The organism is Actinomycetospora flava (genome assembly GCF_037400335.1).
Taxonomy (GTDB): domain Bacteria; phylum Actinomycetota; class Actinomycetes; order Mycobacteriales; family Pseudonocardiaceae; genus Actinomycetospora; species Actinomycetospora flava.
On sequence record NZ_JBBEGM010000019.1, the window covers coordinates 81,342 to 95,805 of the forward strand.

Annotated in this window: 16 protein-coding genes; 10 read left to right on the forward strand and 6 right to left on the reverse strand. The window is 74.5% G+C overall.

Annotated elements, in window-relative coordinates; genetic code table 11:
- Positions 1–4: 4 nt before the first annotated feature.
- On the reverse strand, positions 5–445 hold the full coding sequence (locus WCD58_RS30875) for a CBS domain-containing protein (RefSeq protein ID WP_337706970.1): 441 nt from the start codon (positions 443–445) through the stop codon (positions 5–7).
- 37 nt (positions 446–482) lie between these two features.
- Complete coding sequence (locus WCD58_RS30880; protein ID WP_337706971.1) at positions 483–2,654, reverse strand: molybdopterin-containing oxidoreductase family protein; 2,172 nt, start codon at positions 2,652–2,654, stop codon at positions 483–485.
- Positions 2,655–2,944: 290 nt separating this feature from the next.
- Here WCD58_RS30880 and WCD58_RS30885 point away from each other — a divergent pair, with 290 nt between their 5' ends.
- From WCD58_RS30885 to WCD58_RS30895, 3 genes are read left to right on the forward strand one after another with little or no spacing between them, the layout of a single operon-like run.
- Positions 2,945–3,295 (forward strand): cupin domain-containing protein, encoded by a 351-nt coding sequence (locus WCD58_RS30885; protein ID WP_337706972.1) that lies wholly within the window; start codon positions 2,945–2,947, stop codon positions 3,293–3,295.
- 3 nt (positions 3,296–3,298) lie between these two features.
- Positions 3,299–4,453, forward strand: coding sequence for a GAF domain-containing sensor histidine kinase (locus WCD58_RS30890; RefSeq protein WP_337706973.1), 1,155 nt, complete (start codon positions 3,299–3,301; stop codon positions 4,451–4,453).
- Positions 4,450–5,097 (forward strand): response regulator, encoded by a 648-nt coding sequence (locus tag WCD58_RS30895; RefSeq protein WP_337706974.1) that lies wholly within the window; start codon positions 4,450–4,452, stop codon positions 5,095–5,097. Before WCD58_RS30890 ends, WCD58_RS30895 begins: the two co-directional genes overlap by 4 nt.
- 7 nt (positions 5,098–5,104) lie before the next feature.
- Here the strand turns inward: WCD58_RS30895 and gad are convergent, their stop codons facing one another.
- The 4 genes from gad to WCD58_RS30915 are packed head-to-tail and all read right to left on the reverse strand — an operon-like array spanning position 5,105 to position 9,692.
- Positions 5,105–6,502, reverse strand: coding sequence for a glutamate decarboxylase (gad, locus tag WCD58_RS30900; RefSeq protein ID WP_507237437.1), 1,398 nt, complete (start codon positions 6,500–6,502; stop codon positions 5,105–5,107).
- Between the two features lie 54 nt (positions 6,503–6,556).
- Positions 6,557–7,945, reverse strand: a complete 1,389-nt coding sequence (locus WCD58_RS30905; RefSeq protein WP_337706975.1) for an alkaline phosphatase family protein — start codon at positions 7,943–7,945, stop codon at positions 6,557–6,559.
- Positions 7,942–8,460, reverse strand: a complete 519-nt coding sequence (locus WCD58_RS30910) for a cytidyltransferase (protein ID WP_337706976.1) — start codon at positions 8,458–8,460, stop codon at positions 7,942–7,944. The genes WCD58_RS30905 and WCD58_RS30910 overlap by 4 nt, the downstream gene beginning before the upstream one ends.
- Positions 8,457–9,692: an acyl-CoA dehydrogenase family protein gene (locus WCD58_RS30915; RefSeq protein ID WP_337706977.1), complete on the reverse strand. Its 1,236-nt coding sequence runs from the start codon at positions 9,690–9,692 to the stop codon at positions 8,457–8,459. The genes WCD58_RS30910 and WCD58_RS30915 overlap by 4 nt, the downstream gene beginning before the upstream one ends.
- Positions 9,693–9,754: 62 nt before the next feature.
- On the opposite strand from WCD58_RS30915, the gene WCD58_RS30920 reads away from it, so the two are divergent.
- The 7 genes from WCD58_RS30920 to WCD58_RS30950 all read left to right on the forward strand — a co-directional run bounded on the left by WCD58_RS30920 (position 9,755) and on the right by WCD58_RS30950 (position 14,377).
- The gene (locus WCD58_RS30920) at positions 9,755–10,270 is read left to right on the forward strand and encodes an isochorismatase family protein (RefSeq protein ID WP_337706978.1); all 516 of its coding nucleotides are present in this window, start codon (positions 9,755–9,757) and stop codon (positions 10,268–10,270) included.
- 62 nt (positions 10,271–10,332) lie between these two features.
- On the forward strand, positions 10,333–10,680 hold the full coding sequence (locus WCD58_RS30925) for an ArsR/SmtB family transcription factor (RefSeq protein ID WP_337706979.1): 348 nt from the start codon (positions 10,333–10,335) through the stop codon (positions 10,678–10,680).
- Positions 10,658–11,167, forward strand: coding sequence for an SRPBCC domain-containing protein (locus WCD58_RS30930; RefSeq protein ID WP_337706980.1), 510 nt, complete (start codon positions 10,658–10,660; stop codon positions 11,165–11,167). The genes WCD58_RS30925 and WCD58_RS30930 overlap by 23 nt, the downstream gene beginning before the upstream one ends.
- 359 nt (positions 11,168–11,526) lie before the next feature.
- Positions 11,527–12,186 carry a hypothetical protein gene (locus tag WCD58_RS30935; protein WP_337706981.1) on the forward strand — a complete coding sequence of 220 codons (660 nt, stop codon included), beginning with the start codon at positions 11,527–11,529 and terminating at the stop codon, positions 12,184–12,186.
- 83 nt (positions 12,187–12,269) lie between these two features.
- A complete protein-coding gene (locus tag WCD58_RS30940) occupies positions 12,270–13,085 on the forward strand; it encodes an MOSC domain-containing protein (protein ID WP_337706982.1) in 816 nt (271 codons plus the stop codon).
- A 10-nt stretch (positions 13,086–13,095) separates the two neighbouring features.
- Positions 13,096–13,857, forward strand: a complete 762-nt coding sequence (locus WCD58_RS30945; protein ID WP_337706983.1) for a crotonase/enoyl-CoA hydratase family protein — start codon at positions 13,096–13,098, stop codon at positions 13,855–13,857.
- Positions 13,858–13,897: 40 nt separating this feature from the next.
- Entirely contained in the window at positions 13,898–14,377 is a 480-nt protein-coding gene (locus WCD58_RS30950; RefSeq protein WP_337706985.1) for a DUF1707 SHOCT-like domain-containing protein, read from the forward strand.
- Positions 14,378–14,464: the final 87 nt, after the last annotated feature.

The following is a 14,464-nucleotide window of genomic DNA, read 5'->3' on the forward strand; positions in this document are numbered from 1 at the left end:
TCGCCTATCCCGCGAGCCGCCGTTCCCGTTCCCGCGCCGCCACGTCGTCCGCCGAGCAGAACCCCCGCCGGCTGCGCTTGAGGCACAGCAGGCCGAGCAGCCGGCCCTGCGGGTCGACGACCGCGAGGCGCCGCCCGCTCATCGCTCCCCAGGTGGCGTGCAGGTCGGCGTCCGGGCCCACGACCCGGCCGAGGAGCAGCCCGTGCTCCACGGCCGGCGAGGTGTCCGGCGCGTCCTCGAGGTCGGCGCGCTCGACCACCGCCAGCAGCACCCCGGCGGCGACCACGAGCAGGGCGTGCACGTGGTCGTCGCCGAGCATCTCCCGGGCCTGCGCGACGGTGGTGCCCGGCGCGCAGACCTTCGGGCGGCGCAGCATCGCCTCGGCGACCCGCGACCCGGCGGGCCACGGGTCGCCGCGGCAGATCACCACGGACGGGGTGGTCATGCTGGGACCTCCCGGCGTCGGCGTGGCATCGAGTCTGCTACAGACCCGCGAGGGGCGCCTGCGTGAGGTCGTCCTCGACCTTCTCGACCTCCACGAGATTGTCCGAGTACACCCCCGCGTTGCCCAGCTGGTTGTGCCGATCGGCGGTGATGGTGTTGACGGTGCTGCCCGACGCCTTGTTCTGCCAGTGGCCGACGTTGGCCATCACCAGGCCCGGCATGACGACGTCGTCGACCACCGCGGGCCCCTGGAACTGGCCGCGGTCGTTGAAGACGCGCACCATCTCGCCGTCGATGATCCCGCGCCCGGCGGCGTCGTCGGGGTGGATCCAGACGCGCTGGTCGCCCTGGGCGCGCTGCTTGGTCTCGGCGTTGGCGTACTGGCTGTTGAGGAACGCGTGCGGCTTCGGCGAGACGATGTTCATCGGGTACCGCTTCGCCAGCTCCGGCGCGGAGTCCGCCGACTCGAACGGCGGCACGTAGTCCGGCAGCGGGTCGAGCGCGTCGCCGGGCTGCATCGCGTCGTACATCGATCGCCACACCGGGACGACGAAGTTGCCGCCCTCGGCGAGGCTGGAGCGGAACTCGCACTTGCCCGACGGGGTCGGGAAGTTGCCCTCGGCGTGCGGGGCGCGCTCGTGCGGCAGGCCGACGTTCAGGCGCGCCCAGCCGGTCTCCTCGAGCGAGTCGTAGGTGATGCCGTGGAGGGCCGGCGCGTCCCAGTCGTGGAAGTCGCGCAGCATCTGCTCGTCGGTGCGGTCCCAGTAGTCGTCGGTGAACCCCATCGTCCGCGCGAGCCGCCGGAACAGCTCGGAGTTGGGGATGCACTCGCCGGGCGGCGCGATCGCCGGCTGGTTGAGCGAGATGTACAGGTGGCCCCAGGTGACCATGATGTCGAGCTGCTCGGCCTGCATCGTCGCGGGCAGCACGAGGTCGGCGAACTTCGCGGTGTCGGTGACGAAGTGGTCGCTGACCACGGTGAACAGGTCGTCGCGCATCAGCCCCGCCATGGTCTTGGCCTGCGCGGGGCCCTGCGAGACGGGGTTCGAGTTGTAGACGAACAGCGACCGGATCGGCGGGTCGAGCGCCATCTCGCCCGTGAGCGCCATGCCGAGGTCGAGCTCGTTGATCACCCGGGTGCCCTCGGGGATCCACTGCGGCATGCAGATCTTGTCGAAGAGCGTCGGGAACTCCCAGATCGGCATCTCCATCGTGCCGCCGCCGACGTGGCGCCACGCGCCGACCAGCGCCGGCAGCGACGTGATGGCGCGGATGGCCTGGCCCCCGCCGCGGCTGCGCTCGATCGCCACGCCCTGCCGGATCGCGGACGGCTGGGAGGTCGCGTACTCGCGGGCGAGGGTGCGCACGTCCTCGGCCGGGACGCCGGTGATCTCCTCGACGCGCTCGGGCGGGTACTGCGCCGCGCGCTCGGCGAGCTCGGCGAAGCCGACGGTGTACTTCTCGACGTAGTCGTGGTCGACGAGGTCCTGCGCGACGATCTCGTGGATCATCCCCATCGCGAGCGCCCCGTCGGTGCCGGGACGGATGCGGATGTGCCAGTCGGCCTGGCGCGCGGTGCGCGTCCGCACCGGGTCGATGACGACGATCTTCGCGCCGTTCTTCTTGCGCGCCTCGAGCAGGAACGGCCAGCCGTGGAGGTTCGTGCTGGTCATGTTCATGCCCCACACGACGATGTACTGCGAGTGGGCCATCGACTCGACGTCGAGCCCGCCGGTGCCGCCGACGGTCATGTGCCAGGCCGTCGAGGAGCCCGACTCGCAGTAGGTCTTCTCCGCGACGCTGGCCCCGAGGCGGTTGAAGAACGCGTCGCCCGCGGTCAGGCCGTTGATCACGCCCTGATGCCCCAGGTAGGCGTGCGGCATGATCGCCTGAGGGCCGTGCTCGGCGATGATGCCGGTCCAGCGCGTGCGGATCTCCTCCAGCGCCTCGTCCCACGTGATGCGCTCGAACTCGCCGGCGCCCTTCGGGCCGACCCGCCGCATGGGGTGGATCACGCGGTCGGGCTGGTAGTGGTGCTCCGGGAAGTCCTTGAGCTTGACGCACAGCCCGCCCCGGGTCATCGGGTGCTCGGGGTCGCCCTTGACGTCGACGAGCGTGCCGTCCTCGACGTGGTAGAGCATCGCGCAGGTGTCGGGGCAGTCGTGCGGGCACGCACCCCGGATGATCGTCAGTTCGCGAGCGAGCGTCATGAGCGCTGACCTCCGGCGGCGGGTTTCGGGTGGTGGGGCCGGGGGCGTCGACCCCGCCGGCCTTTCCCAGTCACGCAGCGCGGAATTGCACGGCCATGACGCGTCCGTTACGCCCTTGTCAATCGCGGGCGATACCTGCATCTGCAGCCACGACGTGTTTCTTCCCGATGAAATGCCTGTTCAGGGGCCTATCAGTGGGCCGTACCCGCAATTGCAGGCTGTTCCTGGGCGACGCCCCGGGGATACGTTCCCGGTCGACCGATCACCGAACCGAAAAGGAAGTGCGCAGCATGGCGACGACGACCTCCGAGTACACCCGTTCCGTGGCCGACGCCACGGAGTGGGAGCCGTTCATGGCCGGCGGCGAGGCCGTCGGCGAGGTGCACTGGATCCGCACCGAGGGCGCGGAGGGCGCCACCCTGAACGTCGGCCTCTGGCGCTCGGAGCCGCAGAGCTTCCCGTACCCGTTCACCGCCGACGAGACGATCCACGCGCTCGAGGGCGAGCTGGTGGTCGACCTCGTCGAGAGCGGCGAGCAGGTCGTCCTGCGCCGCGGGGACATCGCGTCGTTCACCAAGGGCACCAAGTCGACCTGGACGGTCACCGAGCCGTTCAAGAAGTTCTTCGTCATCAGCGGCTGACCCGTGTGCTACTCGGTCAAGTCGATCGAGGACGTCCGCCGCCTCGTCGTCGCCACCCGCGGGCTCGCGGGTCTCTCGGGCACGCCCGCCCTGATCGCCACCGCCTGCCGGCGCCTGGTCGAGCTCGTCGACACCGACGTGGTCGCCGTGGCCCTCGTCGAGGGGGCCGACACGCTCGTCGTGGGCGCGTCGGCGGGCACCGTCGGCCTCGAGGGGATGCGCCTGCCCGAGGGACCGGGTCTCGGCTGGCGCGCCCTGCGGCGGGCGATGGTGACGACGACGGGCGACTGCGCCGCGGACCCCGACGCCGACGACCTCGCCCGCGCGGTCGCCGGCGACGGGGTGCGCGGGCTCGGCGCGGTGCCGGTGACGTGGGGCGGGCACTGGCTCGGCGTGCTCTACGCGGGCAAGCGGGGCCGCCGGGTCTCCCCGCACACGACGCTGCTGATGAACGAGTTCGCGGCCTCGCTCGCCCCGCTGCTCGTCGGCACCGTGCGGGCCGAGCAGGCGGGCCGGATCGCGGTGGCCGACGAGCGGCGCCGCATCGCCGAGGAGCTGCACGACACCGCGGGGCAGCTCCTGTTCCGGATCTCCATGTCGGCGAAGGAGATCCAGCAGGGCGCGGCCGACACCGACGGGACGGTGGCCGCGGCCCGGGCGATCGAGCTCGCCGCCGCGGAGGCATCGGGCTACCTGCGCCGGGCGATGCACAGCCTGCTGCCCGCCGACGACGCCCTGCCGGTGACGCTGCGCCGCGACGTCGCGGCGTTCGCGGCGCGGGCGGGGATCACCGCCGAGCTCGTCACCCTGGGCGAGCCGGTGCCCGCGCCGGCCGACGTCGAGGGCGTCCTCGTGGCCGTCCTGCGCGAGGCGCTGCACAACGTCGAGAAGCACGCGGGGGCGGGCGCGGTGCTGGTGTCGCTGGCCTACCGGCCCGGCGAGGTGACCCTCGGCGTCGAGGACGACGGCAAGGGCCTGCCCGACGACCTCGCGCTGCACCCGGTGCCCCGGCGCGGGGAGGGGCAGGGTCTGACGGGGCTGGGTCTGCCCGGGCTGCTCCAGCGCGTCGCGGGCGTCGGGGGCGAGCTGGTGCTCGACGGCAACGACGACGGCGGCACGAGCCTGCGGGTCCGGGTGCCGACGGGACGGGCGGCGTGACCGCTCCCCGGGTCCACACCGTCCTCATCGCCGACGACCACCCGCTCGTCGCGCACGGCATCCACCGGGTGCTCTCGGCGGCGGCCGAGGAGTTCGCCGTGGTCGCGACGTGCCACTCGGGCGCGGAGACCCTGGACGCCGCCGCCCGCGAGCGTCCCGATCTCGTGCTGCTCGACGTCCGCCTCGGCGACCGCAACGGGGCCGACGTGGCCCGGTCGCTGGGCACCGCGTCGCCCCGCACGAAGGTGATCATGCTGACGGCGTTCAGCGACACCGAGAACCTGCGCCGCTGCCTCGAGGCCGGCGCCGCGGGCGTGCTGCTCAAGGGCGCGCTCGACCTCGACCTCGTGGCGGCGCTGCGCGAGGTCCGCGACGGGCGGATGGTGGTCGACGACGGCATCGCCTGCGCCCTCGAGGCCACGGGCGGGCTGCGCGGCGACGGCGGTCCGGTCCCGCGGCTGCGGCCCCGCGAGGTCGACGTGCTGCGGCTGATGGCGGCGGGCATGACCACCCGCGACATCGCCGCCGAGCTCGACCTCGCCGTCAACACGGTCCGGACCTACACCCAGGCGCTCATGACCCGGCTGGGCGCGCACACGCGGGTGCAGGCGATCGTGCTCGCGCAGCAGCTCGCGCTCATCTGAGGACGGCTCACCGGGCGGGGGCGCCGGTGTGGCTGAACGACGCGTCGTGGGCGGCGTCGCGCTGCGGGCGGTCCTGGCGCCCGAGGCGGTCGAGCACGCGGCGCAGGTCGTCGAGCAGGAGGTCGGCGAGGCTGTGCGTCATGCCGTTGCGGACGACGAAGCGCAGCACCGCGAGGTCGGTCCGGTCGGCGGGGAACGTGTACGCGGGCACCTGCCAGCCGTGCTCGCGCAGGCCGGCGGACACGTCGAACACCGAGTACGCCGTGACGTCGGGCTGCAGCGTCGCGGCGAACACGGGCAGCTCGTCGCCGCGGGTCAGCAGGCGGAACGGGCCGAGGCGCTCGAGGCCGAGGGCGAGCTTCGTCGCGACCTCGCGGCAGTGGCGCTGCACGCGCGTGTAGCCGTCCCGGCCCAGGCGCAGGAACTGGTAGTACTGCGCGGCGACCGGCGCCCCGGCACGCGAGAAGTTGAGCGTGAACGTCGCCATCTCGTCGCCCAGGTAGTTCACGCGGTAGATCAGCTCCTCGGGCAGCGCGGCCTCGTCGCGCCACGCCACCCAGCCGAGCCCGGGGTAGACGAGGCCGTACTTGTGCCCGCTGGTGTTGATCGACGCGACGCGCGGCAGGCGGAAGTCCCACACGAGGTCGGGGTCGAGGAACGGGGCGACCATCGCGCCCGAGGCCCCGTCGACGTGCACGGGCACGTCGGGCCCGCCGCCGGCGGCGAGGTCGTCGAGGGCGGCACAGATGTCGGCGACGGGCTCGTAGCTGCCGTCGAACGTGGAACCGAGGACGGCGACCACACCGATCGTGTTCTCGTCGACCCGCGCGAGCGCCTGCTCGGCGTCGAGGTGGAAGCGCTCGCCGCTCATCGGCACGAGGCGGGCCTCGACCTCGAAGTAGTTCGCGAACTTCTCCCAGCAGATCTGCACGTTGCCGCCCATGACGATGTTCGGGCGGCCCGGCCTCCCCTGCGCGGCCCAGCGCCGCTTGAGCGCGAGCCCCGCGAGCATGCACGCCTCGCTCGACCCCGCCGTCGACGTGCCGGGCGCCGTCCGCGGGTGGGGCGCGTGCCAGAGGTCGGCGAGCATCCGCACGCACCGCTGCTCGAGCTCGGCGGTGCGCGGGTACTCGTCCTTGTCGATCATGTTCTTGTCGGCGCACTCGGCCAGCAGCATCTCCGCGTGCGGCTCCATCCACGTGGTGACGAACGTGGCGAGGTTGAGCCGCGCGTTGCCGTCGAGCATCAGCTCGTCGCGCACGAGCTGGTGCGCGACCTCCGGCGCCAGCTCGTGCTCGGGCAGCCGGTGGTTCGGCATCACGCCCGGCTCGGCGGTGAACGTGGGGACGACGGCGGCGTCGAGGCCGCTGCCCGCGTAGGGGGCGTGACCGTGCTCGGAGGACATGGCGGTGATCGTGGTGCATCCCCGGCCGTCTCGGTCGACCGCACCGGACGCTGCTCAGCTCGTGCGACGCGCCCGTGACCGCGGCGGCAGCACCATCGGCTCCGGGGCGTCCGGGAGCGCCGCGGTGGGGCGCGGGGTCGCGCGGTGGCCCAGGAACGCCGCGCGGTTGGCGTGCCCGAGCAGCAGCGGCAGCAGCTCGCGGGCCTGCAGCGCGCCGTACCACCCCGCGGCCGCCGGCCCCTCGCCGAACGCCTCGACCGCGTCCCGGCGCACCGTCGGGCCCGCGACGACCAGGGGCGTGGGATCGCCGGTGTGCAGCACGCCGCCGGTCGAGGGCGTCGCGTGGTCGCCGGTGACGGCGACGATCGCGCGGTGGGCGAGCTCGTGCAGCGCGCCCAGGCCCGCGTCGGCGGCCTCGAGCACCTCGAGCTTCGCGCGCGGCTCCTTGGTGTGCCCGGCGTCGTCGGTGGCCTTGGTGTGCACGTGGACGAACGCGGCCCCGTCGTCGAGGAGCTCCTGCGCGGCGGCGAGCCGGTCGGCGAGCTCGGTGCCCAGGTCGTGGCGCGGGTTCAGGGAGGGCGGGATGTGCCGGGTGCGGAGGTCCAGGAGCGCGCCGAGGCCGCGGTAGAGCCGGGTGCTCGTCACCGCCGCCCCGCGCACGCCGACGTGGTCGACGAACCGCGGGACCGCGCCGCGCGCGCCCGACCACTTCGTCGTCAGCACGTCGAGCGGCGGCCGGTCGCGGTCGCGGCGGGCGGCGTTCACGGGGTGCTCGACGAGGACCGACCGCGCCTCGAGCAGCAGCGCGGTCAGCGCCTCGGCGGTCGGGGCCGCGCCCTCCTCGCACGCCTGCACCCGCAGCCAGGGGTGGCGGTCCTCGAAGAAGGGGTCGGAGTCGGTGACGGCGCCCGCCGACGACCCGTCACGACCGTCCAGCACCAGCAGCGCCTCCCCCCGCCCGCCCAGCGCCTCCAGCCGCGCGCCGTGCGACGCGACGACGGGCCCCAGGGCCTCGAGCAGCGCTGACGCGTCGTCGACGTCCCACCCCGCGGCGCGCCCGGTGATCCACACGCGGCCGTCGGCGGCGACCGACGACGTGCGCAGCGCCGCGTGCGTGACGGCGGTGTCGGCGGGCACCTCGATCCCCGCGCCCAGTGCCTCGAGCACCGCGCGCCCGGGGAACGGCACGTCGGCGTACCCGAACATCGCCCAGTGCGCGAGCTCCGAGGACGGCGCGCGCCCCCAGCCGAACGGCAGGTGCCAGCCCGACGAGCCGCGCGCGGCGAGCGCGTCGAGCACCGGCGTGCGCGCGGCCTCGGCGTGCGTGAGGTCGCCGAGCTCGGGCACGGGCCGGTCGCCGAGACCGTCGAGGACGACGAGCACCACCGGCAGCCGGTCGTCGTCGAGACGCGGCTGGCCCTCGCCGTAGCCAGGAGGTCTCACCGCCGCTCCAGCAGCCCGGTCAGCACCGGCACCGTCGCGGGCGGCACGAGCTCCGCCCACGTCCCGTCGCCGAACCTGGCGCGGATCGTCGCGGCGTCGAGCTTGGTCGCCGGGTCGCCCTCGACGACGACCACCCCGTAGCCCCCGTCGGCCAGCCGCTCCGCCTTGTCCTTCTCCCACGCCGAGTAGGCCCGCACGTAGTGCACGGCGTCGCGGGGGACGTACTCCGCCCACACCTCGGGGCGCGTGAGGTCGAACGGGACGACGGTGGTGCGCTCCGCCATCCCCGCGCCGGCGAGCGCCGCGGTGAGCAGCTGCAGGCGCTCGAAGTAGGTGAAGGGGTTGGCGTCGTCGGTGTGGCGGTGCGTGGAGGTGGCCGCGACGTGGCGGGCGGCGGTGTCGGGGTTGGTGACGGCGACGACGAGGTGGTCGTGCTCGGCGAGGGCGAGCGCGAACAGCTCGAGGTGCTGGGCGTGCACCGGCTGGAAGCGCCCGGTGACGGCCGCGAGCGTCATCGCCGGCCGCGCAGCAGGCCGCGGGCGATCGCGTTGCGCTGGATCTCCACCGTGCCGGCCGGGATCTTGAGGTTGCGCGCGAGCCGGAACAGCTTCTCCTCCGGAGACCCGAGCCGCAGGCCCGTCCCCCCGTGGACCTGCACCGCGTTGTCGGCGACGCGGAAGAACGCCTCGTCGTTGATCACCTTGACCAGGCTCGTCAGCCGGGGCGCGTCCGGGTGCAGCGGCAGGCCGAACGGGCCGCCGGGCAGGGCGTCGAGCTCCCCCTGCGCCTGCAGGGAGGCCGCGCGGGCCGCGTACACGTCGGCGTCCATGTCGGCGAGCATGTGCTGCACCGACTGCAGCTCGGCGATCGGCGCGCCGCCCGACGTGCGGTGCTGGGCCCGGTCGAGGGCCCGCTCGAGCAGCCAGGTGCCCCAGCCCGCGCACATCCCGCCGCGGCAGAGCCGCCGCCAGTTGATCCACGCCATGGCCAGCGCGAACCCGTCGCCGACCTCGCCGACGACGTTCTCGGGCGGCACCCGCACCCCCTCGAAGTGCAGCTCGCCGGTCAGCCCGTCGTTGAGCATCGTCGGGATGTCGCGGCCGCGCGTGAAGCCCGGGCTGGTCGCGTCGACGAGGAACATCGACAGCGACCGGGTGCCCGCCCCGGGCTCGGTGACGGCCATGACCTGGACGACGTCGCAGAAGTGCGCGTTGGTGATCCAGGCCTTGCTGCCGTCGAGGATCCAGTCGTCGCCGTCGCGGCGGGCGGTGGTCTCCATCGCGAGGACGTCGGTACCGACGTTGATCTCGGTGTTGGCGAACGCCGCGGTGATCTCGCCGGCCATCAGCGGCTCGAGCCACTCCTTGCGCGCGGCGTCCGAGCAGTGCTCGATCGCCGGGTTCGCGCCCTCGGTCCAGCCCAGCGCGGCGAGCCCCAGGCCCAGCCCGGAGCGCCGGTAGACGAACTCCTCGACGTGCTGCATCTCGGTGCGCGTGAACCCGCCCCCGCCGACCGCGGCGCCGACGTGCGGGTTGTAGAGCCCGGCGGCCGCCGAGCGCCGCTGCACCTCGCGGCGCGCCTCCCACACCGCGGCGTGCATCCGGCCGGCCTCGTCGAGGCGCGGGTTGAAGGCCGTGCCGACGTCGCGCGCCGCCAGATCCTCGGAGAGCGGCGCGACCTCGGCGTCGAGGAAGGCGGCGAAACGCTCGGTGTAGTCGGCGACGCGGTCGGTGAGGCCTGTGGTCACGGTGATGCCCTACGGCGCCGGGGCGGGTCCCGTCAACTGCTCCCGCGTTCTACCGTCGTGCCGTGCCACTGATCACCGCCGCCGGCTCGACCCTGCTCGTCGTCGATCTGCAGGAGCGCCTGATGCCGGCGATCGCCGGCGGGGACGCCGTGCTGGAGAACGCCGGGCGTCTCGTCCGGGCCGCGGGCCGGCTCGACATCCCGGTCACGGCCACCGAGCAGAACCCCGCCGGGCTGGGCCCGACCGTGGGCGCGGTCGGCGACCTGCTGCCGGAGCCCGCGATCGCGAAGACGGCCTTCGCCGCGCCCGTCGAGCCCGCCCCCGGCACGGTCGTCGTGGCCGGGTGCGAGGCGCACGTCTGCGTGCTGCAGACCGTGCTCACCCTGCGCGCGCGAGGCCGCGACGTCGCGGTGGTGTCGGACGCCGTCGGCAGCCGCCGCGAGACGAGCCGCGAGCGCGCCCTCGACCGGATGCGCGCCCACGGCGTCGACGTCGTCACCACCGAGATGGTCGTGTTCGAGTGGCTGGGCACGAGCGAGGACCCGGCGTTCCGCGAGGTGCAGAAGCTGATCAAGTGAGGGACCTGGCCGTCGCGATGCGCGTGCGCTAACGTTCGTCGTCGCTGACAGAGGAGGCGCGCGTGGCCGACGACGACCCGGAGACCGTGACGCTGCGCGCGCTCGTGGAGCCGCGGCGCCGGTCCATCCTGCGCCTGGTGGCCCACGAGGAGCTCTCCGCCGGGGAGATCGCCTCCGCGTTCGACGTCACCCGGCCCGCGGTCAGCCAGCACCTCACGGTGCTCAAGGACGCCGGGCTGCTCACCGAGCGGCGCGACGGCACGCGCCGGCTCTACCGCGCCCGCCCCGAGGGGCTCCACGGTCTCCGCGCGTTCCTCGAGGACATGTGGGCGTCGTCACTGGACACCGCGCGGCGCCTCGTGGAGGCAGACAGGGGGATCGACCAGCATGACGAGCACGCCGCCGGCTGAGAACGGCACCGTCACCGCGCTGCGCCGACCGCCCATCCGGCAGGCGACCATGGTGCGCAGCAGCCGCGAGCACACGTTCGACGTCTTCGTCTCCACCATCGGGCAGTGGTGGCCGCTGCAGCCGTACTCCGCCGGCAAGGAGCGCGTGCGCGCCGTGCACGTCGAGCCGCGCCTCGAGGGCCGGGTCTACGAGCGGTGGGACGACGGCACCGAGTGCGACTGGGGCCGGCTGCTCGCCTGGGAGCCGCCCGAGCGCTTCGTCATGACCTGGACCATGACCCCGGAGCCGACCGAGGTGGAGCTGACCTTCACCGCGCTCGGCCCGTCCCTGACCCGCGTCGCCGTCGAGCACCGGGGCTGGGAGGCCCTGTCCGACGCGCAGCTCGGCGCCGACTGCGCCCGCCCCGGCGGCTACCTCGGCGGGGCGTTCGTCCGCGGCTGGGAAGAGGTGCTGGGCGCCCTCGCCCGGGCGGCGGAGGCGGGCTGACGACAGCCGATCCCCGGCGCGCGTTCCGCTGCGTTCCGGCGAAGGGTGCCCCTCGCCGGTCTATGCGACCGAAGGGCGCCTTCGGTCGGATCGGGCGCGTCCCGCGCGTTCCGGCGAAGGGTGACCCTCGCCCGTCTACCCGACCGGAGGGGCCCTTCGCTCGGATCGGGGACCGGGAGGCGGACACCGGGCACATCGGGGGACATCGGGGGACATCGGGGGACGAGGAGCGGCGGATCACGCGCGCCCGCGCCCCCGGGTGCGGGTGCCCTGACCTGCATGCGGCACCGTGCGGGGGGACACGGCACCCCACCCGGCGCGCCCGTCAGGAACTCCTGCGCGCCGCGAGAGGACTGACGATGGCCGACTCCGGCCGCAGCGAGACCCTGACCGACGAGCGCGCGGACGAGATCACGGACGACGCCACCTCCTCGGAGGACACGGACGCGCAGACCTCGACGGAGGCCGTCGACGAGGGGACCGACGACCAGGCCGACGACCGGGCCGACGACACGCCCACCGCCGTCGCGGACACCGATGACGTCGACGACACCGACGACGACCTCCTCGACGAGGACGAGGACGAGGACGACGAGGACGAGGCGCCGCAGCGTCCCTGGGCGCTCATCGCGGCCACGACCGTCGCCGCTCTCGCCGTCGTCGCGCTCGCGGTGACCGCGCTCCTGATCCCGGGGTGGGCGATCAGGCCCGGCTCCCCCGACCGCGTCGCCGAGCAGGCCACGGCGGCGCTCGCCGCGAAGGACCCGGCGCAGCTCGACGCCGTGTCCTGCCGCAACCAGCAGGGAGCCTCGGCCAACCCGTTCCCGCCGGACGCGCTGGGCCTGATCCAGCAGGCCACGCCCGCCGGCCCGCCGATCCTCGAGCTCGACACGCAGGCCCGCGCGCCCGTGGACCTCGTGCTCAGCGCCCAGGGGCAGTCCCAGCAGCTGCCCGCCGACATCGTCCTCGGCGTCACCGACGGGAAGTGGTGCATGGCGGGCATCTCCCAGCGCGCGTGACCCCTCGATGACGTCCCCCGGTGCCCGGCGGCCGGATACGGTGCGCGGGGCACGGGGGGACGGCGTTCGACGAGGGACGGCAGATGCAGATCACCGCGCTGTGGCGGTACCCGGTGAAGTCCATGCTCGGCGAGCCCCTCGAGGGCACGCGGCTGGACCACGGCGGGCTCGAGGGCGACCGCGGGCTCGCGCTCGTGGACGAGACGACCGGCAAGGTGGCCACCGCCAAGCACCCGCGGCTGTGGCGGGACCTGCTGCGCTACTCCGCCGTCGCGGCGGACGGCCGGGTGCACATCACGTCGCCGGCGGGCTGGACCCGCGACGCGCTCGACCCGTGGGTCGCCGGCGCGCTGGGCGACGAGCTCGGCCGCGCGGTGCGGGTCTCCGCGCAGCGCCCCGAGGCGGCGGAGGTCGAGCGCCCGGACCCCGAGGACGTGCTGGACCGGGGCGTCGAGGCCGAGGTCGACGCGCCCGCCCTCGAGATCGCCCAGGGCACCACGGGCGCGTCGTTCGTCGACCACTCGCCGGTGCACCTGATCACCACGGCGACGCTGGACGAGATCGGCGTCGAGTACCGGCGCTACCGCCCGAACCTCGTCATCGAGACCCCCGCGGGCACCCCGCCGTACGTGGAGAACACCTGGCTGGGGCGCGAGCTGCACCTCACCGCGTCCGACGGCACGACGGTGACGCTGGCGGTGTCGCTGCCGACGCCCCGGTGCTCGGTGCCGACGCTCGAGCACGGGACGCTGCCCCGCGAGCCGCACGCGGTCCGCGAGCCGATGCGCGCCAACCGCGTCGAGGTCCCCGGCTTCGGGGTGCTGCCGTGCGCGGGGGCCTACGCGCAGGTGACGCGGGGCGGCGCGCTGCGGGTGGGCGACACCGTGACACTCGCCTGAGGAGCAACGGATGAGCACCGTCCTCGTCGAGCGCCGGGACGCGGTGACGGTCGTCAGCCTGAACCGCCCGGAAAAGCGCAACGCGGTCGACCGCGACACCGCCGAACGCCTCGCCGACGCGTTCCGCGCCTTCGACGCCGACGACGACGCGGCGGTGGCGATCCTGCGCGGGGAGGGATCGTCGTTCTGCGCGGGCGCCGACCTCGCCGCTGTGAGCAGCGGCGACGGCAACCGCGTCGAGCCCGACGGCGACGGCCCGATGGGTCCGACGCGCCTGCGCCTGTCGAAGCCGGTGATCGCCGCGGTCCACGGGCACGCCGTCGCCGGCGGGCTCGAGCTCGCCCTGTGGGCGGACCTGCGCGTCGCCGACGCCTCCGCGATGTTCGGGGTGTTCTGCCGGCGCTGGGGCGTGCCGCTGATCGGCGGCGGCACGGTGCGCCTGCCCCGCCTGATCGGGCGCAGCGCCGCGATGGACCTCGTCCTCACCGGCCGGCCCGTCGACGCCGACGAGGCGCTGCGCCTCGGTCTCGCGAACCGCGTCGTGCCGGCCGGGGAGGCGCTGACGGCGAGCCTCGAGCTCGCCGGCCGGCTCGCGGCGTTCCCGCAGACCTGCCTGCGCGAGGACCGCGCCTCGCTGCTCGAGCAGGAGGGGCTCGACGAGGACGAGGCGCTGCGCCGGGAGTTCGCGCACGGCCTGCTGTCGCTGCGCGCCGACACCGTCGCCGGCGCCACCCGCTTCGCCGGCGGCGCCGGGCGGCACGGAGCGTTCTGACGGGGGTGCGGCGGGCTCGCCGAGTGGCATGCTCACGACCATGACCGAGCCGGCGCCCCCGCCGCACCCCTCGCCCCGCATCGGCACCGCCGACCGGGACGCGGCGATGAAGGCGCTGGACCAGCACCTGGAGGCCGGCCGCCTCGACGCGGTCGAGTACGGCGAGCGCAGCGCCCGCGCCGCCGAGGCGCGCACCGTCGACGACCTCGTGCCGCTGTTCGCCGACCTCCCCCAGCCCCACCCGCCGCTGCCCGGGGAGACGTCCGCCCCGGCGGTGGCACCGGCCGCGTCGGCCCCGCCCGCGTCCCCACCTGCCCGGCGCCGTGAGCCCGGCGCGCTCGTCCGCTACGGGCCCGTGATCAGCGGGGCGCTGCCGATCATCGCGCTGATCCTGTTCTTCACCGTCCCGATCGCCAACTCCTGGGTCTTCTTCCTGCTCATCCCCCTCGGCGGGGCGCTGTTCGCGAGCTCCCGGCGCCAGGACGAGCGCGACGGGAGTGACGAGCGGGACGGGAGGTGACGACGGAGCGGATCGCCGGTTCGTCGCCTCTCGACCCGGTGGCCGGTTCAGGAGGACCATCGCCCTTCACCAGACGGCGGGCGGGAC

Excerpts from the sequence above, each read along its gene's own strand:
- WCD58_RS30930 (WP_337706980.1), top strand. The coding sequence starts at position 10,658 with ATGACGAGCACGCCGCCGGCTGAGAACGGCACCGTCACCGCGCTGCGC.
- WCD58_RS30875 (WP_337706970.1), bottom strand. The coding sequence starts at position 445 with ATGACCACCCCGTCCGTGGTGATCTGCCGCGGCGACCCGTGGCCCGCC.
- WCD58_RS30940 (WP_337706982.1), top strand. The coding sequence starts at position 12,270 with ATGCAGATCACCGCGCTGTGGCGGTACCCGGTGAAGTCCATGCTCGGC.
- WCD58_RS30910 (WP_337706976.1), bottom strand. The coding sequence starts at position 8,460 with ATGACGCTCGCGGCCGTCACCGGGCGCTTCCAGCCGGTGCACGCCCAG.
- WCD58_RS30885 (WP_337706972.1), top strand. The coding sequence starts at position 2,945 with ATGGCGACGACGACCTCCGAGTACACCCGTTCCGTGGCCGACGCCACG.
- WCD58_RS30880 (WP_337706971.1), bottom strand. The coding sequence starts at position 2,654 with ATGACGCTCGCTCGCGAACTGACGATCATCCGGGGTGCGTGCCCGCAC.
- WCD58_RS30950 (WP_337706985.1), top strand. The coding sequence starts at position 13,898 with ATGACCGAGCCGGCGCCCCCGCCGCACCCCTCGCCCCGCATCGGCACC.
- gad (WP_507237437.1), bottom strand. The coding sequence starts at position 6,502 with ATGTCCTCCGAGCACGGTCACGCCCCCTACGCGGGCAGCGGCCTCGAC.
- WCD58_RS30945 (WP_337706983.1), top strand. The coding sequence starts at position 13,096 with ATGAGCACCGTCCTCGTCGAGCGCCGGGACGCGGTGACGGTCGTCAGC.
- WCD58_RS30935 (WP_337706981.1), top strand. The coding sequence starts at position 11,527 with ATGGCCGACTCCGGCCGCAGCGAGACCCTGACCGACGAGCGCGCGGAC.